Source organism: Actinoplanes nipponensis (assembly GCF_016862275.1).
Lineage (GTDB): Bacteria > Actinomycetota > Actinomycetes > Mycobacteriales > Micromonosporaceae > Actinoplanes > Actinoplanes nipponensis.
This window is the reverse complement of sequence record NZ_BOMQ01000051.1, coordinates 120,073-139,657: the sequence shown is the minus strand read 5'-3', so window position 1 is coordinate 139,657 and position 19,585 is coordinate 120,073. Positions and strand designations below refer to the sequence as shown.

Below are 19,585 nucleotides of genomic sequence, written 5' to 3'. Positions count from 1 at the left end.
GTGCGTTTACGCAGACGGTCCGCCGTCGCCGGAATCCTTGCCGCGACCACGATCATCGCCGCCGCGCCCATCGGCGCCACCGCGGCTCCCGCCGACCAGCCGCCGGCCGCGGCCACGCCGCTGACCGGCGAGCACCTCGACGACGAGTACGCCTTCGTCGACAACCGCGGCGGCAGCGCCGCCCCCACCGCCGGCCAGCGCTCGCTGGTCCGCGACGACAACCTGGTCACCCGCTGGAACAAGCTCGGCACCCCGGCCTCGGTCACCCCGGCCAAGGGCAAGCTGGCGGCGGGGCTCAAGGGCGACGCCGAGGCGGTCGCTCGCGGCTTCCTCAAGAACAGGGTCGGGCTCTTCTCGCTGAAGACGGCGGCGGTCGACGACCTCGAGACCGTCGCCGAGACCAAGGTCGGCAACGGCACGGTCGTGCTGCTGCGCCAGCGGTACGGCGGCCTGCCCGCCGCCCACGACGGCCTGGTCGCCGTGGCGGTCAAGGGCGGCGACGTGCTGCGGGTCACCTCGTCGCTGAGCCCGCGCACCGCCGCCCCGGCCGCCGCCACGCTCACCCCCGACGCCGCCCTGGCGGCGGCGCTGCAGGACGCCGGCATCGCCCGCGACCAACTCGCCGACTCCCGCGTCAAGCAGGTCGCCGTGCCCATGCCCGGCGCCGCCCCGCGCGCGGCCTACCAGGTCGTGGTGCTGTCCAACGACGCCGAGCACCCGCTCGGCTACACCACCTACGTCGACGCCCGCGACGGCAAGGTGCTGATCCGGGAGAACCTCGTCAACTTCGCCGAGGACGACCCGCACTGGAAGGTCTTCCCGGCCACCCCGACCGCGGCCGGCACCGACACCCGCCAGCTCTGGTGCGCCACCGCCGCCACCGGCTGCGCCCGCCAGGTCCTCGACCCGGCCACCGGCAAGCCCTGGGACGTCGACCCGGCCACCGGCACCCCCACCTTCACCAGCAGCGGCAACTCCGCCGACGCGGTGCGGCTGTGGGGCAACGGGGCGCCGGCGGTGCCCGCGGCGAGCCGGCCCGACCGCGAGTACGTCTACCCGTTCACCAACCAGTGGAACACCAGCCGGTGCGACCCGAACGCGCTGACCTCGCCGGAGCAGGCCGACGCCGACGCCGCCACCGCGAACCTGTTCGCCATGCACAACCGCATGCACGACTGGTCGTACGGGCTGGGCTTCACCGAGGCGACCTGGAACCTGCAGAAGACCAACACCGGGCCCTACGGCAAGGGCGGGGACGCCGAGCGCGGCAACGCCCAGCAGGGCGCGGCCACGGCGACCACGCGCAACAACGCCAACCAGGCGACGCCGCCGGACGGCATGCAGCCGACCACGAACATGTACATGTGGCAGCCGTTCGCCGGCAGCGCGTACCCGCCCTGCGTCGACGGCGACTTCGACATGACGGTGATCGGGCACGAGTACACCCACGCGGTCAGCAACCGGATGATCGCCGGGCCGGACAGCGGCATCAGCTCCAGCCAGGGCGGCGCGATGGGGGAGAGCTGGTCCGACCTCCTGGCGATGGAGTACCTGTTCGAGAGCGGCTACACCCCGCGGGGCAACACGCCGTACATCACCGGCGCGTACGTCACCGGCGACCTGAGCACGGGCATCCGCAACTACGACATGAGCAACAGCCCGCTCAACTACTCGAACTACGGCTACGACCGCGGCGCGGCCGTGCACCCCGACGGTGAGATCTGGAGCGCCACGAACTTCGACGTGCGGCGCGCGTTCGTCGCCCGCTACGGCACCGGCACCCGGGCGCTGCAGGAGAGCTGCGCGGCCGGCGCCACACCCGCGGCCGAGTGCCCGGGCAACCGGCGCTGGGCGCAGCTGGTGTTCGACTCGTTCCTGCTCGCGGCGAGCGGCTCGATCAGCATGCTGGACATGCGGGACAACATGATCACCGCCGACGCGCTGCGCTTCGACGGCGCGAACGCCGACCTGCTGTGGAACGCGTTCGCCGCCCGCGGCATGGGCGCCGGCGCGGCCAGCGGCCCGTCCGACACCGACCCCGTGCCCAGCTTCGCCTCGCCGTACGCCGACAACGTCGAGGTCACCTTCAAGGCGCTGGGCGAGGCGTCGGGCAAGCCGGTCCGGCTCTACGTCGGCGACCACGACTTCGGCACGGTCCCGATCGCCGACACCGACCCGGCGACCGACCTGCCGGCCACCGTGACGCTGGCCCCGGGCACGTACAGGTTCCTGGCCATCGGCGCGGGTTACGGCCACAAGCGGTTCACCCAGACCGTCTACCCGGGGGTCACCGCGACGGTCGGCGTGGTCATGCCGGCCAACCTGGCCTCGGCCGCGTCCGGCGCCACGATCAGCGGCGACGGCGCCGACCCGGGCCGGCTGACCGACGACGCCGAGGGCACGGCCTGGACCGCCACCGGCGGCGCGGCCGGCCGCCAGGTCACCGTCGACCTCCCGGCGGAGTCCGCCAAGCTGGTCTCCCGGGTGCAGCTCAGCGCCTTCCCGGGCGCCGGCGCGGCGACCGCGACGATGTACAGCACGGTGCGCCAGTTCGAGATCCTCACCTGCAACGCGACCACGGGTGCCGACTGCGCGAGCGACGCCGGCTACCGGGTGGCCTACGCCAGCCCGGCCAACGCCTTCGACACCGGGTCGTTCCGGCCCAAGGTGCCGAACCTGCTGATCAAGTCGTTCCCGGTGCGCCCGGTCCTGGCCACCCACGTCCGGCTGCGGGTGCTCACCAACCAGTGCACCGGCAACCCGCTGTACGCCGGCGAGCGGGAGAACGACCCGCGCAGCGCGAGCGACTGCGCGAGCGCGGCGCCCGCGGCGGCCAACGTGGTGGCCGCGGAGTTCGAGGTCTTCAGCAGCTGACCCACCGGGCCGGGGGCACGCGGCGACCCGCCGCGTGTCCCCGCGCCCGTCCGTGCCGACGAAAGGTGTCAATCCGTGCGCGTGTTCCTGGCCGGCCTGCTGGCCGCCGCATCCATCCTGGTGCCCACCCCCGCGCAGGCCGCCCCGGCCGGCGTCAAGGGCGTCGACGTCTCGAGCCACCAGGGCAGCGTCAACTGGTCGGCGGCGTGGTCCGCCGGCGCCCGGTTCGCCTACGTCAAGGCGACCGAGGGGACCGGCTACACCAACCCGTCCTTCGCCCAGCAGTACAACGGCTCGTACGGCGTGGGCATGATCCGCGGGGCGTACCACTTCGCGCTGCCGGACCGCAGCGGCGGCGCGGCCCAGGCCGACTACTTCGTCAACCACGGCGGGGGCTGGTCGAAGGACGGCCGGACCCTGCCCGGCGCCCTCGACATCGAGTACAACCCGTACGGCGCCACCTGTTACGGCCTCTCGCAGAGCGCTATGCGCAGCTGGATCGGCGCGTTCCGCGACCGCTACCGGGCCCGGACCGGCCGCTGGGCGACGATCTACACCACCACCGACTGGTGGCGGACCTGCACCGGCAACTACAGCGGGTTCGGCGCGACCAGCCCGCTGTGGGTGGCCCGCTACAGCAGCGGCGTGGGCACGCTGCCGGCCGGGTGGTCCACGTACTCGTTCTGGCAGTACGCCGACGCCGGCCCGCTGCCCGGCGACCAGAACGTCTGGAACGGCACCCTGGACCGCCTGCGCGTGCTGGCCTGCGACGGGCCCTGCTGAGGCCGGCTCCGGCCCGCCCTACGGGATCGGGCGGCGCATCGAATACGTGACCCCGTGCAGCCGGTGCGGCTCGTTGATCACGTGGATCGCCGCCCGGTCGTACGCCTGCCACCCCGCCGCCCCGGCCCGGTTGAGGTGCCGCAGGTCGTCGAAGCGCTCGTCGGTGCCCCAGCGCAGCGTCCCGCCCGGATGGTGGAACGTGGCCGTCCAGTCCATGAACTTGTCCGCACCGAACGTGCCGGCCGCCCGGTACTCGAGTCGTGCGTACTCCCAATTCGTCACAGTCATGATTATCGCTGGTGATCGCCGGCCCGCACGGCAGCGCCGCCGATCCTCAACCGGGCCGCGCCGCCGCCGATAAGCGGGGACATGCAATCGGTAGCGCGAGTCGGCATCCTGGGCACTGGTTCCTACCTGCCCGAGCACGAGGTCACCAACGAGGCCCTGACCGAGCGGGTGACCGACACCACGCCGGAGTGGATCGCCCGGAAGACCCTGATCGAGGCGCGCCGCTTCGCCGCCCCCGACGAGGCGACCTCCGACCTGGCCACCCGGGCCGCCGTCGCGGCGCTGGACCGGGCCGGGATCGCCGCCGACCGGCTCGACTTCCTCATCGTCTCGACGTCGACTGGCGACTCGCCGCAGCCGCCCACCGCCTCGCTGGTGCAGCACGCCATCGGCGCGCACCGGGCGGCGGCCTTCGACATCAACGTCGTGTGCGCCGGGTTCGTCTTCGGCTTGGCGCTGGCCCACAGCCTCGTCGCCACCCGGCCCGGCGCGGTCGTGCTGGTGGTGGCGGCCGACGTGTACTCGCGGATCCTCGACTTCGACGACCGGCGCACCGCCATCCTGTTCGGCGACGGCGCCGGGGCCGCCGTGGTCGGTGCCGTGCCGGCGCCGTACGGGCTGGTCGACGTCGAGCTGGTCACCCGCGGCGACGCGCACGAGCTCATCCACGTCAAGGCCGGGGGCAGCCGGCTGCCGGCGTCCGCGGCGACGGTGGCCGACGGCGACCACTTCTTCCGGATGAACGGCCGCGGCGTCCGCGACTTCGTCATGGCCGGGGTGCCGCCGGTGCTCGCCGACCTGCTCAAGCGGGCCGGGGTCACCGCGGGCGACGTCGACCACTTCGTGCCGCACCAGGCCAACGGCATGATGATCGGCGAGCTGGTGGCGGCGGCCGGGCTGGACGCCGCCCGTACCCATCTGGTCCTGGACCGCTACGGCAACACCGGCAGCGCGTCCGCGGCGATCGCGCTCGACGCGGCGGCACGCGCCGGCGACCTGAAGGACGGCGAGCTGGTGCTGCTGGCCGGTTTCGGCGGCGGCATGTCGGTGGGCGCGGCGCTGCTGCGCTGGTACGGCAACTAGCGGCTCAGCCGCCGGCCGAGAAAGAAGATCCCCGGCTGCCCGGCGGTCTCGAACCCCGCGCTGCGGTTGCGGCGCAGGGCCGAGCCGGTGAGCGTGAGGGTGCCGGTGCGGTCGTTGCTGACGAAGAAGATGGCGCCGCCACCCTCGTTCGCCCGGTTGTCCTGAAGGACGGTGTCCCGCAGCGTCACGGCGAAGGCGTTGCCGTCGGTGTAGATGGCGCCGCCCGAGCCCCCGCCGGGCGTGCCGGGCCGGGCCGGGTTGGCGCCCCGCCCGACCGCCCGGTTCCCCGTGAACACGCTGTTGAGCACGGTCCACGAGACGCCGATGCTGCTCAGCGCGCCCCCGTTGGCGCAGCGCCCGCCGGTGAACGTGCTGTGCACGACGTACACCGGCTTGTTGCCCGACTGCGAGAGCACCCGGATCGCGGCGCCGCCCAGGTCCGGACCCGTACCGTCGCAGCGGTTGCCGGTGAAACGCGCGTTGACCACCTTCAACCGCCCGCCACGAACGAAGATCGCCCCACCGCCGCCCCCCTCGGCGGTCTCCCCGCTGGCATCGCCGTCGGCGAACGCCAGGTTCTGCACGGTGAGCCGGGGCGTGGGCTGATCCTGGCAGTGCGAGGTGGTGAAGCGCTGCGCCTGATCACAGGTGTTCTGGTACAGGATGCGCCGCCGCCCGCCACCGCTGAGCGTCACCCGCCCGCCGCCGTCCAACACCACGGCCGGACCATGATCGTTGCGCACCTTCGCGGTGGCCGTCATGGTGATCGTGACCGGCGCCGGCCCGCAATCGAAGGTGATGACCCCGCCGGCCGCCACCGCCGCGACCACCGCGGCCGACGTGCAACTCCCCGGCGTGCCCCGCCCGACCACCCGGTCGGGCCGGCGGGTGTCCTCCGCCCGCGCCTCGGCCGGCACCGGGGCGTCGCCGTCCGGGTTGCCGGGGCTCGGGAGCGCGGCACGGGCGGGACTCGGGGATGTGGTGGGGCGCCGGGACGCGGTCGGGCCCGGTTGCGCGCTGACGCTGGCCGACGCCCGGGGCGGTGGTGGCGCGGGTGAGGGTGCGACGGAGGTCGGGGCGGCGGTGCTGCAGCCGGAGAGCGCCAGCAGGAGGACGAGGGGATAACGCACCGGACGATGGTAGGGGGCGGGATCCGTTCGGGGTAGCGGTGGCGGGGTGGCGCCTCCTGTGGGGTTTGGAGCGGCGCGTGACGTTCCGTGTTCGTTGGTAGGGCCGTCCCTGCTGTTCTCGGCGCGCATTGTTGGTGTGTTTCTGCGCCGATCGGGTGGAGTGAATATTGTCGTCCGGAGATTTGCTCTCCTTGTGAGGTTCTCGGGGATGCCGGCGAATTGTCGCGTCTGGTTAGCGTGGGCGGCGGGAATGTGTTTGTTCTGGATCGGGGCCTGGTGCCTTGTTCAGCGGTGATGGGCTCGCGATGGGGCCGTGGGCGGTCCGGTCGGTGGTGGTGTGTTGGCGGCTGGGGGTGCTTCGTGGCGGTGGGGGCGGGGGTGGGTCTGTTCGGTGGCAGTGTCTTGGCGGTCGGTGGACGGGCCTGTCCGTGGCGGTTTGCTGGCAGTCGGATGTGGACGAGCTCGTCCGTTGCGGTGTGCTCGCGGTCGGGTGTGGACGGGGTCCGGCCGCGGCGGGTTCGCGGGCGGGGCGGAGGTCTGTTTCGTTGCGGCTTGCTGGTAGTCCGTTGCCCGGCGTTGCCCGGCGATGCCCGGGTGCCGGGTGGGGTGGTTGACCGGTGGCGACGGTTTGCGGGAACCGTTCGCGGGTGGTGCTGGTTCGGCGCCGGGCGTTGAGGTCTGGATGGCACTGATCGGTTCGGGCATCGCAGGGCTGGGTGACGCCGAGGTCTGCTTGGTGGAGTGGGGTTCGTGGGTCGGAGCGCGTAGGGGACCTTGAGGTGGAGGCCGGCGTGGCGGTGGCCTCTTTCGTAAACGGAGCGCTGCGCCGTGAGACCGGCGGCCCGTTGACAAGTACAGGCTTGGCCACCGGGGCCATGCCGCCGCGTCTCGGTGGGTGTTGCTGGGCGTGCGCGGGTGGGTGACTGGTGCTCGGTATCTGCCGGTGGCCGTTGCCCGCGATGCTGGGGCGGGCATTGCCAGGGGAGGATGGGCGCTGCTCGGCACTTGCCGGTGGCCGTGGCCGGAGTTGCCCGGTTGGGCATTGCTCGGCTGGGGCGAGTGGGCGCTGCTCGGCACGGGCCGGCCGGCGTTGCCTAGGACAGTCGGCTGGCCGTTGCTGGGTCCGGCCGGGTGCGCATTGCCCGGCGCCGGCGGTCCGGCATTGCCCGGCACGGGCGGTTGGCCGTTGTTCGCCACGTGTCGGTGGGCGCTGCTCGGCACGGGCGGGTGGGCTCTGGTCCCTACGGGCGGGTGGGCGTTGCCCGACATCTACCTCCGGCCGTTGCTCACCACTCACCGGAGCGCGCTGCCCCACTCCTGTATGCGGACACCGACCGGCCGCCGCCTGGTGCCCTTCCGCGCTGTTCCGCACGCGGCGCAGCCGCTCGGCGTGACGCCGAGCCAGTCCCCAGGCACGATGACGCTGATGCGCGCGCCGGAACGCCTCTCCCTCGGGCGAGTAATTGCGCGAGGCCGTCCGATCCCGCATGGCTGCTAGCTCAGCCGTCGTGAACATCTGCAACTGCCGCATGGGTCCCATCATCTCGCACCCGACCGACAATTTTCGGCAGCCCACTGGTCATGGATCATGCCAATTCCGCGACCCTATTGTCCGCCACCAATTCGTAAGGAATTGATCTTGTTTGGCGACGGCTTGTCACCTTCCGTGAGCGATAGGCTGGCATCGCCGACGCCGACGCCGACGCCGACGCCGACGCCGACGCCGACGCCTGGACGCGGCGGCTGCCGTGACGGCGACGCCAGAGACACCGGCGGCGGCACCAGCGGCGGCGGCGGCACCAGCGGCGGCGGCGGCGTCACCAGCGGCGGCGGCACCAGGGGCGGCGACGGCACCAGCGGCGGCGAGGAACGGCGGCGAGGGCCGGCGGCGAGGGCCGGCGGCGAGGGACGGTGGCGAAGAGGGACGAGTGACACGAGGGACGCGAGGCCGGTTGTCGATTCCCGCCGGGCTCGTTCGTCGCAGTGGTGGTCGGGCCCGCACAGGGTCCCGCGTGAACGGATGGGTGACATGGCGAAGTACCTGGTGCTGATCTACGGCGACGAGAAGGAATGGGCGAACACCGCGCCCGAGGAGCGTGAGCGCATCGAAGCAGGCCACCGGCGCTTCGCCGCCGCGGGCGGGGCCGCCGTGCTCGGGGGTCACGAGCTGATGCCGCCGGCCACGGCCACCAGCTTGCGGCAGGGCGCGGACCAGCGTCCCGCCGTCACCGACGGGCCTTTCCTGGAGACCAAGGAGGTGCTCGGCGGCTTCTACCTGATCGAGGCGGACGACCTCGACGCGGCGATCTCCCTGGCCGGGCTGTTGCCGGAGGTGGCCGCGAGCCACAGCGGGGTGGAGATCCGGCCGGTCATGGAGCACTCCTGATCCCGGACGGCGTGCGCGAGGCCGTCGCGGACGCGCACCGTCGCGAGTGGGCCCGGGTGCTCGCCGCGACGGTGCGCGTCACCCGCGATCTCGACCTGGCCGAGGAGTGCACGCAGGACGCGTACGCGCAGGCCCTGACCACCTGGGCGACCGCCGGGGTGCCGCAGCGGCCCGGCGCCTGGCTCACCACCGCGGCCCGGAACCGGGCGCTGGACGCGTTGCGGCGTGCGGCCCTGTTGCGCCGCACCCTGCCGCTGCTCGTGATGGACGAGCCGGCTGCCGGTCCCGCCGAGGACGACCTGCTGCGGCTCATCTTCACCTGCTGTCACCCGGCGCTGGCGTTCGAGGCCCGGGTGGCGCTGACCCTGCGGCTGCTGGGCGGGTTGACCACCGCCGAGGTGGCCCGGGCGTTCCTGGTGCCGCAGGCCACGATGGCGGCGCGCATCACCCGGGCCAAGAAGAAGATCGCCGCGGCCCGGATCCCGTACCGGGTGCCGGGGGCGGGGGAGCTGGGGGAGCGGGTCGACGCCGTGCTGGCGGTGCTGCACCTGATCTTCACCACCGGGCACACGGCGCCGGCCGGGGCGGCGCTGGCCCGTCGCGACCTCGTGGACGCCGCCCTGCACCTGGCGCGGATGCTGCACCGGCTGCTGCCCGGGCACGCCGAGGCGGCCGGGCTGCTGGCGTTGCTGCTGCTCACCGACGCGCGGCGGGAGACCCGGGTCGATGCCGATGGGCGGCTGGTCCTGCTGGCCGAGCAGGATCGCGGCCGGTGGGACCGCGGCCGGATCGCCGAGGGTACGGCGCTGCTGGCCGAGGCGCTGCGCCGCGGGCCGCCCGGCCGGTACGCGGTGCAGGCCGCCATCGCCGCCGTCCACGCCGAGGCGCCGGCGTGGGCAGACACCGACTTCACGGAGATCGTCGGACTCTACGACGTGTTGCGGGAGCTCTGGCCGTCGCCGGTGGTGGAGCTCAACCGGGCGGTGGCGCTGGGCGAACGCGACGGACCGCAGGCCGGCCTGGACGCGTTGACGCCGCTGCTGGCCGAGCCCGCGCTGGCCACCTACGGCTATCTCAGCGCGGCCCGGGCCCACTTCCTGCGCCGGCTGGGCCGCCACGCCGAGGCCGCCGGGGCGTACGAGGAGGCGCTCGCGCTGACCGACAACGAGGTGGAACGGGCGTTCCTGGCCGCCCGGCTCGCCGAGCTGGGGTAGTCAGCGGTCGGCCGGCGCGGTCCAGTCGGGCAGGGCGGCGCCGGCGCGGCTGAACGCGGCGAAGTCGGTGGTGTCACGGAAGGCGGGGATGCGGTAGAGCGCGCGGGCGTACGACCACAGGTGCGGGTAGACGTGCAGGCCCGGGTTGATCGCCCGGTACGCGTTCGGGCCCACGTCGTAGCGCACCAGGGTCACCCACAGCCGGATGTCGGCCTCGGTCAGCTCGTCGCCGAGCAGGTGGCGGGAGCGGGCCAGCCGCGCGTCCAGCTGCTCGAACGCCTCCAGCAGGGTCTCGCGGGCCGGCGCCGACCCGGCGGCCGCGCCGGCGCCGTGGTTGACCGCCGGGCCGAGCCACCGGTCCAGCTCCTCGATCCGGGCTCGCAGGTGCGGCGGGTACGTGTCCACCAGCGGCGTGGCCAGGTGCCGGAACGCGGTCGCCAGGTCGATGCCGATGCCGTGGCTGTCGTTGCTGACCAGGCGCGCCGGCGTCGCGGACGTCCTTGCCCGCGTCCTTGACATGCAGGATGAAGCCGTTGACCGGGTCGGGGCCGTACTGCTCGCGGAACGCCCAGCCCCGGCCGTCGCGGGCGCCGTCGACGAACGACATGGTGACGATGTCCTCGAGACCGGCCAGGACGCGGGTGATCGCGACGCGCTGCGACCACGGGCAGAACCAGCCGCCGTACACGTGGTAGCGGAAGGGTCGCGGGGTGAACGGGCCGTCGGCGGTGATCCGGCCGGTGAAGCGCAGCAGCGGGCCGGGGCCGTCGGGGATGCGGTATTCGCCGTAGGTGGCGGTGTCGACGGGGGTGGCCAGGGGGGTGGCGCTCGACATTCTCGGCATGACCCTCTCCTTGCCCGCGGCGAGGCTGCCCCGAAAGCCTATCGCTTCCGTAGGAGATGGGCAATGCCGGGGGCGGCGCCTACGCGGCGGACTTGGTGGCCCGCACGGCCTGCCGCGACCAGCGCATCGCGTCCATGACCGTGCCGGTGAGGTCGTCGCCGACGTACGCGGTGGCGACCTCGGCGAGGTCGCCGCGCTCGTAGGCGTTGACCACGCGCAGCACCTGGCCCAGCGGCCCGGTGCCGCGTTCCAGGGCGCCGGCGATGTCGGTGCTCAGCGGGAGCTGGTGGGCCATGGCGGCGGAGGACAGGCCGAGCATGGCGGCGACCGAGGTGATCAGGCCGGCCATGAACGCCGCGTCCGGTGCCGCGCCGAATGCGCCGGCCACGTTCTCGCAGAGCCGGGCGCGGGTCAGCGCCTCGGCCATCTGCACCTCGGTCGCCTCGGCGACGTCGTCGACCACCATGAGCATGGCCCACTGGCGGATGTGCGCGAACCCGAGCATGACGACGGCCTGGCGGACGGAGGAGATCCTGCTGGTGGCCCCGACCGCGGCGGAGTTGCTGGCCCGCAGGACGCGGATGGTCAGGGCGGGGTCGCCGGCGATGATGGACAGGATGCGTTCGAGGTCGGTGTCGGGGGCGGTGAGGGCGCCGAGCAGTTCGAGGCGGCGCAGCCGGGAGGGTGTAAGCGAGGTGGCCGTCAGCACCTGCGGGCGGCTCAGCACGTACCCCTGGCGCAGCTCGAAGCCGTAGCGATTGCTCAGCGCGAGATGCTCGGTGGTCTCCAGGCCCTCGGCGACGATCTGGATGCCGGGGTGCCGCCGGCAGGCGGCGACGATCTCGTCGAGGTGGGTGAGGTCGCCCTGCAGTAGGTCGAGCTTGACGTAGGAGGCCAGCGGCAGCAGCCGCTCGTGTCCGGAGCCGTAGACGAAGTCGTCCAGCGCGATCCGGTAGCCCTGCGCGACAAGGTTAGTGACCCCGGTGATGACCTCCTCGTCGACGTCGACGGTCTCGAGGACCTCGAGCACCACGTGCTCCGGGCCGAACGGCAGGACCAGCTCACCGGTCAGGAACTCCCGGGTCAGGTTGATGAAGCAGGTACGGTCGCCGACCACCTCGTCGATGCCGAACTCGGTGAAGGTGTTAACGATCACCTGGCTGGTCGCGTAGGTGTCGCGGCGGCCGGCGTCGACGGCGTCCATGCTGCCGCGGAACAGCAGCTCGTAGGCGACGACGTCGCCGGTCCGGTCGAAGATCGGCTGCCGGCCGACGTGCACGAGCTGTGTGCCCGGCAGGGGGAACGGCACCGTTGGGTTCACGGTCAGACTGATCGGCCGGCGCCGTCACTGCTTGAGCTTTCCGCCCGGCCGATCATCCGAGCCCGGCGGTCAGCCCGGCGTGTTCTGGTCGTGCAGCAGCAGCCACCGGTCCCCGTCGCGGACGAACACCAGGGTGAGCAGGTAGCTCAGCCCGTACGGCCGGCCCTCGCCGTCCAGGTCGTGGTAGTCGGCCGCGAAGATCGCGACGCCGGTGTCGCCGGCGGTCGCCGAGTGCCGCAGGTCCAGCTCCCAGCTCCAGTCCGGGTCGCCGAACCAGTCCCGGTGCATCGCGGCGATCTGGTCGCGGCCGTTCAGCAGCGTGCCGTTCGGCATGATCAGGGTGGCGTCCGGGTGCACGGTGGCGAGGTAGCCGTCGAGGTCCCGGCGGCCGATCGCAGCCAGGTGCCCGTTCACGGCAGTGGGGAAGTCCATGGCCGCATCATGGCACCGGCACACGGGTGAGCGGGACCGCATTTCGGTGTGGCAGGATTCCGGCCCGTGCCTGCCGTCCGCAAACTGCTGCTGGCGTCGGCCGCCGCCGCGGCCGTCCCGGTGCTGAGCGCGCTGCTCGGCTTGGAGGGCTGGGTGCCCGACGCGGCCGGGGTGGTCGCGCTTCTGATCACGGCACTGACGCTCGTCCTGTACGTCCACCGGCCTGTCCCGCGGTGGGCGCTGGCCGCGGGCGTCGTGCTGCTGGCGGCCGCGTCGACCGTACGCGGATTCGCGCCGTCCTCCGTCCCGGACTTCCGGCAGCCCTCCTCTGTGGATTACCGGCAGGCGCTGGCGTTCGAGGACGCAACAGCGGTGCTGCTGGTGCCGGCCGTGGCCGCGTTGCTGGTCGGGATCGTGGCCCTGCCGCAGTTCCGCCGGCCCGCCGGGCTGACCGCGCTGGCCTGCGGCGTGGCGTTGCTGCCGGTCGTGGCGGTGGCGGCCGAGGTGGCGGACGAGCGGGCCGGGTCGTCCTCCTTCGCCGGCTCCCAGCACCTGGCCGCGCACCTGGCCGCGCACCTGGCCCCGGGCCTGCTGGCCACCGGGCTGGCCGGGCTGGCGGCGGTGCTGGCCGTGTCCCGGGCCGACCGGTGGTTCCTGGCGCCGGCCGGGGCCCTGCTGGTGCAGGCGGCGGTGGCGCACACGACCCGGGACATGGCGGGATCCTGGTACCTCGGCGAGGTCGTGCGGGGCGTCGAGGCGACCTCGGCGTTCCTGCAGCCGGGCCTGCGGGCGGACCTGTCGGCCGGCGCCACCGCCGGCATCTCGGTGGACTTCCGGGTGGGGGCGGCCCTTGCGATGGCCGCGCTGCTGCTCGGGCCGGTGCTGATCGCGGCCGGCGCCGCCCGCACGGCCGGCGGCCCCGGCCCGGCGTCGGCGGCCGGCGAGGACGTGGCGCTCGGCTGAGATCCGGTCGACGCGCGCCGGGAAGGACGCGCCAAGGATCCCGGTGGGGGAGGAACCGCGGCGGGGACCCCGTGCGGGAGCCCGGCAAGCCGGGAAGGACGTGGCGAGCTATCCCGGCTGGCCGGATGGAAGGCCGGGCTGGGCGGGAAGGGCGTGGCGAGCTATCCCGGCAGGCCGGATGGAAGGCCGGGCTGGGCGGGAAGGGCGTAGCGAGCCATCCCGGCAGGCCGGTTGGCAAGCCGGGCCGGGGCCGGAAGGGCGTAGCGAGGAGTCCGGCATGCCGGTCCAGGGCGGGAGAGGTCGCGCCCGGACATTACGGCGCGGCCGGCCCGGCCGCCGAACCGCCGCGAGCGGCCGGCCACCCGCCCAGCGCCCGCCTTCCGGAGGCGGAACTGCCCGGACGGAGCTCGTCGACCAGCGACGGGCCGGCACCCATCCCAGCTCCGGGGCCCGCTCCCCGCTCGCCTGCTGATCGAGCAGCAGCACGTCCGCGAACAAATCCCCGAGCCGCTCCCGCGACGCGTCGGCGCTCTCCGGGGCCGCACCGGCCGCGGCCTCGCTGAGCTCGCGCACCGCCGGGGTTCTGGCCCGTGGCGCCGACCAGGCGCCCAGCCCCGCGATGTCGTCGACGTGCACGGTGGCCCCGTGCCGGCCGCCGCCCCGAGATCCAGATGCCGCCACGACGCCCCGGTCCAGGTCCCGCCTGGAGGCGGCCGGATGCGCGACCGCGGCCAACTGGCCGGTGAGCCGGCCGGTGTCGAAGGGCCCAGCCACCTCAAGCCTCCTGCAGCGCCGCCAGCACCTGCTCGCCGAACTTGTCCAGCTTGCTCTGCCCCACCCCGTTGACCGTGGACAGCTCGGCCAGGCTGCCCGGGCGCTGGGTGGCGATCTGCCGCAGCGTCGCGTCGTGGAACACCACGTACGCCGGGACGCCGGCCTCCTTGGCCGCCGCCGCGCGCCACGCGCGCAGCCGTTCGAACACCGGCGCCGCCTCGGCCGGCAGGTCCGCCGCCGGGGCCGCCTTGGCCGAGCGGGCCCTGGGCGCCCGGGCGGTGCGCTCCGGCTCGCGGCGCAGCATCACCTGGCGTTCCTTGCGCAGCACGCTGCCGCTCTCGTCGGTCAGCACCAGCGTGCCGTAGTCGCCCTCCACCGCGAGCAGCCCCTGGGCGAGCAGCTGCCGCACCACGCCGCGCCACTCGGCCTCGCGCAGCTCGGCGCCGATGCCGAACACGCTCAACTCGTGGTGGCGGAACTGGGTGACCTTGTCGGTGGTCTTGCCGAGCAGGATGTCGATGGACTGCCCGGCGCCGAACTTCTGCCCGCGTTCACGCTGCAGCCGCAGCACTGTGGACAGCAGCTTCTGCGCCGGGACTGTGCCGTCCCAGGACTCCGGCGGGTTCAGGCAGGTGTCGCAGTTGCCGCAGGCGGCCGCGCCGGGCTGGCCGAAGTAGGCCAGCAGCTGGCCGCGGCGGCACTGCACCGTCTCGCAGAGCGCGAGCATGGCGTCCAGGTGGGCGGCCAGGTTGCGCCGGTGCGCGAAGTCGCCCTCCGACGTCTCGATCATCTTGCGCTGCTGCACCACGTCCTGCAGCCCGTAGGCCAGCCAGGCCGTGGCCGGCAGCCCGTCGCGCCCGGCGCGCCCGGTCTCCTGGTAGTAGCCCTCCACGGACTTGGGCAGGTCGAGGTGGGCGACGAAACGCACGTCGGGCTTGTCGATGCCCATGCCGAACGCGATGGTCGCCACCATGACCAGCCCGTCCTCGCGCAGGAAGCGCGACTGGTTGGCCGCGCGGACGCGCCCGTCGAGGCCGGCGTGGTAGGGCAGCGCGGGGATCCCGTTCTGCGCCAGGAACTCGGCGGTCTTCTCCACCGAGGCCCGGGACAGGCAGTAGACGATGCCGGCGTCGCCGGCGTGCTCGGTGCGCAGCAGATCGAGCAGCTGCCGCCGAGGCTCGTTCTTGGCCACGATGCGGTACTGGATGTTGGGGCGGTCGAAGCTGGCGGTGAAGTGCCGGGCCCCGGTCAGGTCGAGCCGCTCGGCGATCTCGCGGTGGGTGGCGGCGGTGGCGGTGGCGGTCAGCGCGATGCGCGGCACGTCCGGCCAGCGCTCGTGCAGCATCGACAGGTTGAGATAGTCGGGGCGGAAGTCGTGGCCCCACTGCGACACGCAGTGCGCCTCGTCGATGGCGAACAGCGCGATCCGGCCGCGGTCGAGCAGCCGCTGCGTGGCCGGGACGCCGAGCCCTTCCGGCGCGACGTAGAGCAGGTCGAGCTCGCCGGCCACGAACGCCTGCTCGACCCGGCGGCGCTCGGTGAGATCCTGCGTCGAGTTGAGGAAGCCGGCCCGCACGCCCAGCGTGCGCAGCGCGTCGACCTGGTCCTGCATGAGGGCGATGAGTGGCGAGATCACCACGGCCACGCCGTCGCGGACGAGCGCCGGGATCTGGTAGCACAGCGACTTGCCGCCGCCGGTCGGCATCAGCACCAGGGCGTCGCCGCCGGCCACGACGTGCTCGATGATCTCGCGCTGCTCACCGCGGAAGGAGGCATAGCCGAAGACCCGGTTGAGCACGTCGGTGGCGGACCGGGGGATCTCGGGGGCGGAAGTCACTCCGCGATAGTAGTGACTTCCCCCGCGGCCGGCCCGGACCCTGTGGACAACGTGCGGATCGCCGCGGCCGTCTCGGCGGGATACTCGGTCTGCGGGTAGTGGCCGGCGCCCTCGATCATGACGACCCGGCCGCCGAGCCGCCCGGCGATCAGCTCGGCCTCCTCCCGGGGGGCCGGGAAGTCCGGGTCCCGGGTGCCCATGACGACCAGCGCGGGCGTGCTGACCTCGGGGAACCGGGCCTCGCAGGCCGCCTTGCCGGCGGTGCCCATGGCGCGCAGCGCGGCCATCCGGCCCGGCTCGGCGAGCTGCCGGGACAGCCGCGCCCGGGCGGCGGCGAGGTCGTCCGGCCGCCGGGTCTTGAACAGGCTCGACCAGTACGCCAGCCAGAGCGGGCGGAACCGGCCGACGGCGGCGAAGGCCAGCCGCATCATCGCGTTGAGCGGCGGCATCTCCCGGGCGAACGGGGCGATGAGCACGAGCCCGGAGAAGGCGTCGGGCGCCTCCGCGGCGGCCCAGACGGCGGTCGCGCCGGTGTAGGAGTTCGTGACCAGCAGGGCGGGCCCCGCGTCGAGGTGGCGCAGCAGCTCGAGCAGGTCGGCGCCGATCGCCTCGGGGGAGTAGTCGGGCCAGACCGCGTCGCTCTCGCCCTGCCCGCGCGGGTCGACCGTGACGACCCGGTGGCCGGCGGCGACCAGCAGCGGGACGAGGTGCCGGTACGTCGTGCGGTTGTCCCCCATTCCGGGCAGGCACACCACCAGCGGTCCGTGGCCGGTGTCGTCGTAGGCCAGCGCGCCCTGCGTCGTCTGAAGTCTCATAGCCAGAAAGCTACTGCCATTAGCCACTGCCGTCAAGGGCATGGAGGGCGCTGTGAGGAGACCTTCCGAGGGAGGTGTGATGGCCAAGGACGAGGTCTTCGCATTCATCAGCCTGGGGCCGCCGGCGACCGGCTGACGGCGCGGTACTCCGGGCCCGGCGCGGGCATGGCGCCGCCGGCCTTCTGGGGGTGTACCGCAGGACCTCGGCACGACGATGGCGGGCATCATCGCGGACCGGCAGCCGGGCCGACCTGCTCCGCGACGGCAAACGCCGCGGAATGCGCGCTGGCCGGCCGGGCTACAGGCCCGGCAGGTCCAGGGTGTGTGCGGTGTGCGTGGCCTTGGTGGCCAGGTAGCGCAGGTTCGCGGCCGACAGGTGCACCCCGGTCGGGATGCGCTCGGCGACCTCGACGCCGCGGGCCTCCAGCTGGGCCGCCTTGTCCGGGTTGTTGCTCAGCAGCCGGATCCGCCCGGCGCCCAGCGCCAGCAGCATCTGCGCCGCCACCGTGTAGTCGCGCTCGTCCTCGCCGCGCCCCAGGGCCACGTTGGCCTCGTAGGTGTCCAGCCCGGCCTCCTGCAGCGCGTACGCGTCCAGCTTGGCGTACAGGCCGATGCCGCGGCCCTCCTGGCGCAGGTAGAGCAGCAGCCCGCCGGGCTCGGCGATCCGCTCGACGGCCTCGCGCAGCTGGGGGCCGCAGTCGCAGCGCTGGCTGCCGAACACGTCGCCGGTCAGGCACTCGCTGTGCGGGCGGACCAGCGGGGCCGACTGCACGGCGCGTTCCCAGTCGCCCAGTCCCAGCGCCAGGTGCTCGCGGCCGTCGATCAGGCCGTCGAACGTGAGCACCCGGGCGGTGGTCGCGTACCCGTCCGGGAAGCGCAGCGGGACCGTGACGCGGGTCCGCACCGTGGCTTGCGGGATGGTCCCGACGTCGAGCGTCTGCCAGCCGGCGGTCTCGGGCATCGGCCCCCCATTTCGATCTTCGGACGGTTCAGTTTCGCAGGTCACGGCCGGTCAGCCCCGGCACCGGTCGGAGAGGGCGTAGCGCAGCAGCACCACGTCGCCGATCTGCCGCACCTCGGTCAGCTGGGCCCGGCGCTCCGGGCCCCACGGGAAGACGCCGTCGCCGACGAAGCGTGGCGCCCGCGAGTCGCCGACGAAGAACGGGGCCACGACCAGCTGCAGCTCGTCGGCGAGGCCGGCGGTGAGGAAGCCGGTGTGGATGGTGCCGCCGCCCTCGACCATCAGCCGGCCGACGCCGCGGGCGGCCAGGTCGGCGAGCACCCGGTGCAGATCGACCGGCTCGCCGCCGTCGACCACCGTGGCCACCTTGCCGAGCCGTTCCTCCGCGCCGGGCAGCGCCGAGCTGGCGCAGTAGACCAGCTTGTCGGCGTCGCCCAGGGTGAAGAACCGGGCCGCCGGGTCCAGGTCGCAGCTGGTGGTCACGGTGACCTTGACCGGATCCGGGGGGAGCCCGCGGCCGAGCCGGTCGCGGCGGCGGTTCTCGTCGCGGATCAGCAGCCGGGGGTTGTCGACGCGGACGGTGGTGGCGCCGACCAGGATCGCGTCGCAACCCGCCCGTACCTCATCGACCCGGTCGAAATCGGCGTCGTTGGAGAGCAGCAGCCGTTCGTCGCTCGGGCTGTCCACGTATCCGTCGATGGACATGCCGCAGCTGAGCAGAACGTACGGGCGATCGAGCACGGACGGTCCTCCTACGGAGCGACCAGCGTCACCCCGGCGTCCACCATAAGGCGAACCCGGGGCGGCGGCACCGTCATGCACCGCTGCCGACCAGCTCCCGCACCGGCAGCACGAGCGTCGGGGCCGGCCCGGCGACCGGCCCAACGACCGGCTCGACCGCCGTGAGCTGGGCCGCCGCGCGCTGGCGGGCCCGGTCCCGGGCCCCGGCGGCGGCCCGGGTGAGGATCACCACGAGGCCGGGGAGCGCGGCCACGAAGGCGAACAGGCCGTAGACCACGGCGATGGTCAGACCCTGGGTGGCGCTCAGGCCCGCGGCGCCGAACGCCCACGCGGTCACCCCCTCGCGCGGGCCCCAGCCGCCGATGTTCACCGGCAGCGTCATGGCCAGCAGCGCGAGCAGCATCAGCGGGGCCAGACGCAGCAGCGAGGCGTCCGAGCCGGCGGCGCGGGCGGCCACGACGAAGGTCGCCAGGTGCCCGGCCAGCACGACGGTCGAGGCGAGCACGATGCCCGGCCAGTTGCGGCGGGTCAGCAGCCCGGACCGGACCTCCGTGACCCCGGTGCGCGCGGCGCGCGCCCACCGGGAGGCGCCGCTGCGCAGCCGGCCGAAGGCGAAGACCAGCAGGGCCGCGAGGCCCACGGTGGTCGCGGCGGCGACGGCGAGGCCACGGGCGTGGGCCTGCAGGTGGGACAGGACCGGCGACGGTACGGTGACCAGCACCGTCACCCCCACGGAGATCAGCACCACCTGACCGGCGGTCCGCTCGAGCACCACGGCCCGTACGCCACGGCCCACGTCGCCCTCCTCGCGGCCGTGCTGCACCGCGCGGTCGACGTCACCGAGCACGCCGCCCGGCAGCGCGGCGTTGATGAACAGCGCCTTGTAGTAGTCGGCGACGGCGCCGCGCAGCGACAGCGTCATGCCCAGGCCGCGGGCCACCAGGCACCAGCGCCAGGCCGAGAACACCGTGGTCGCCACGCCGATCAGGAACGCCAGGGTCAGCGCCGGGCCGTCGATCACCCGGAGCCCGTCGATGAAGGCGCCGGTACCCAGGCGCCACAGCAATACGGCGAGGATCCCCACCCCGCCGATTACCCGCACCCACGCCCAGATCGATCGGTTCATGCCGCTGCCCCCT

General features: G+C 73.7%; 16 protein-coding genes. 6 read left to right on the top strand and 10 right to left on the bottom strand.

Annotated elements, in window-relative coordinates:
- A complete protein-coding gene (locus Ani05nite_RS20840; RefSeq protein ID WP_203770531.1) occupies positions 1 to 2,874 on the top strand; it encodes a M36 family metallopeptidase in 2,874 nt (957 codons plus the stop codon).
- A gap of 75 nt (positions 2,875 to 2,949) precedes the next feature.
- Positions 2,950 to 3,657: a lysozyme gene (locus tag Ani05nite_RS20835; protein ID WP_203770530.1), complete on the top strand. Its 708-nt coding sequence runs from the start codon at positions 2,950 to 2,952 to the stop codon at positions 3,655 to 3,657.
- Positions 3,658 to 3,675: 18 nt separating this feature from the next.
- Here Ani05nite_RS20835 and Ani05nite_RS20830 read toward each other — a convergent pair whose 3' ends face one another.
- Entirely contained in the window at positions 3,676 to 3,945 is a 270-nt protein-coding gene (locus tag Ani05nite_RS20830; RefSeq protein ID WP_239130450.1) for a hypothetical protein, read from the bottom strand.
- An 81-nt stretch (positions 3,946 to 4,026) separates the two neighbouring features.
- Between Ani05nite_RS20830 and Ani05nite_RS20825 the strand changes: the two genes are divergently transcribed.
- Positions 4,027 to 5,028 (top strand): 3-oxoacyl-ACP synthase III family protein, encoded by a 1,002-nt coding sequence (locus Ani05nite_RS20825; protein WP_203770528.1) that lies wholly within the window; start codon positions 4,027 to 4,029, stop codon positions 5,026 to 5,028.
- On the opposite strand, the gene Ani05nite_RS20820 is transcribed toward Ani05nite_RS20825, so the two are convergent.
- Entirely contained in the window at positions 5,025 to 6,158 is a 1,134-nt protein-coding gene (locus Ani05nite_RS20820) for a hypothetical protein (RefSeq protein WP_239130449.1), read from the bottom strand. The two genes, Ani05nite_RS20825 and Ani05nite_RS20820, sit on opposite strands and share 4 nt — an antisense overlap.
- Before the next feature lie 2,029 nt (positions 6,159 to 8,187).
- Here Ani05nite_RS20820 and Ani05nite_RS20815 point away from each other — a divergent pair.
- Entirely contained in the window at positions 8,188 to 8,544 is a 357-nt protein-coding gene (locus tag Ani05nite_RS20815; protein WP_203770527.1) for a YciI family protein, read from the top strand.
- A 56-nt stretch (positions 8,545 to 8,600) separates the two neighbouring features.
- A complete protein-coding gene (locus Ani05nite_RS20810) occupies positions 8,601 to 9,758 on the top strand; it encodes an RNA polymerase sigma factor (RefSeq protein WP_203770614.1) in 1,158 nt (385 codons plus the stop codon).
- On the opposite strand, the gene Ani05nite_RS20805 is transcribed toward Ani05nite_RS20810, so the two are convergent.
- The 3 genes from Ani05nite_RS20805 to Ani05nite_RS20795 all read right to left on the bottom strand — a co-directional run bounded on the left by Ani05nite_RS20805 (position 9,759) and on the right by Ani05nite_RS20795 (position 12,355).
- Positions 9,759 to 10,277 (bottom strand): glutathione S-transferase C-terminal domain-containing protein, encoded by a 519-nt coding sequence (locus Ani05nite_RS20805; RefSeq protein ID WP_203770525.1) that lies wholly within the window; start codon positions 10,275 to 10,277, stop codon positions 9,759 to 9,761.
- 404 nt (positions 10,278 to 10,681) lie between these two features.
- Positions 10,682 to 11,911: an EAL and HDOD domain-containing protein gene (locus Ani05nite_RS20800; protein WP_239130448.1), complete on the bottom strand. Its 1,230-nt coding sequence runs from the start codon at positions 11,909 to 11,911 to the stop codon at positions 10,682 to 10,684.
- An 81-nt stretch (positions 11,912 to 11,992) separates the two neighbouring features.
- Entirely contained in the window at positions 11,993 to 12,355 is a 363-nt protein-coding gene (locus tag Ani05nite_RS20795) for a YybH family protein (protein ID WP_203770522.1), read from the bottom strand.
- 66 nt (positions 12,356 to 12,421) lie between these two features.
- On the opposite strand from Ani05nite_RS20795, the gene Ani05nite_RS20790 reads away from it, so the two are divergent.
- Positions 12,422 to 13,318: a hypothetical protein gene (locus Ani05nite_RS20790; RefSeq protein WP_203770520.1), complete on the top strand. Its 897-nt coding sequence runs from the start codon at positions 12,422 to 12,424 to the stop codon at positions 13,316 to 13,318.
- 775 nt (positions 13,319 to 14,093) lie between these two features.
- Here Ani05nite_RS20790 and recQ read toward each other — a convergent pair.
- From recQ to Ani05nite_RS20765, 5 genes are all read right to left on the bottom strand, one after another.
- Positions 14,094 to 15,929: a DNA helicase RecQ gene (gene recQ / locus Ani05nite_RS20785; RefSeq protein WP_203770518.1), complete on the bottom strand. Its 1,836-nt coding sequence runs from the start codon at positions 15,927 to 15,929 to the stop codon at positions 14,094 to 14,096.
- A complete protein-coding gene (locus Ani05nite_RS20780; protein WP_203770516.1) occupies positions 15,926 to 16,744 on the bottom strand; it encodes an alpha/beta fold hydrolase in 819 nt (272 codons plus the stop codon). Before Ani05nite_RS20780 ends, recQ begins: the two co-directional genes overlap by 4 nt.
- 298 nt (positions 16,745 to 17,042) lie before the next feature.
- On the bottom strand, positions 17,043 to 17,705 hold the full coding sequence (locus Ani05nite_RS20775) for a GTP cyclohydrolase II (RefSeq protein ID WP_203770514.1): 663 nt from the start codon (positions 17,703 to 17,705) through the stop codon (positions 17,043 to 17,045).
- A gap of 51 nt (positions 17,706 to 17,756) precedes the next feature.
- Positions 17,757 to 18,446, bottom strand: a complete 690-nt coding sequence (locus tag Ani05nite_RS20770) for a RibD family protein (RefSeq protein WP_203770512.1) — start codon at positions 18,444 to 18,446, stop codon at positions 17,757 to 17,759.
- A 73-nt stretch (positions 18,447 to 18,519) separates the two neighbouring features.
- Positions 18,520 to 19,572 carry a lysylphosphatidylglycerol synthase transmembrane domain-containing protein gene (locus Ani05nite_RS20765; protein ID WP_203770510.1) on the bottom strand — a complete coding sequence of 351 codons (1,053 nt, stop codon included), beginning with the start codon at positions 19,570 to 19,572 and terminating at the stop codon, positions 18,520 to 18,522.
- Between the last annotated feature and the right edge of the window lie 13 nt (positions 19,573 to 19,585).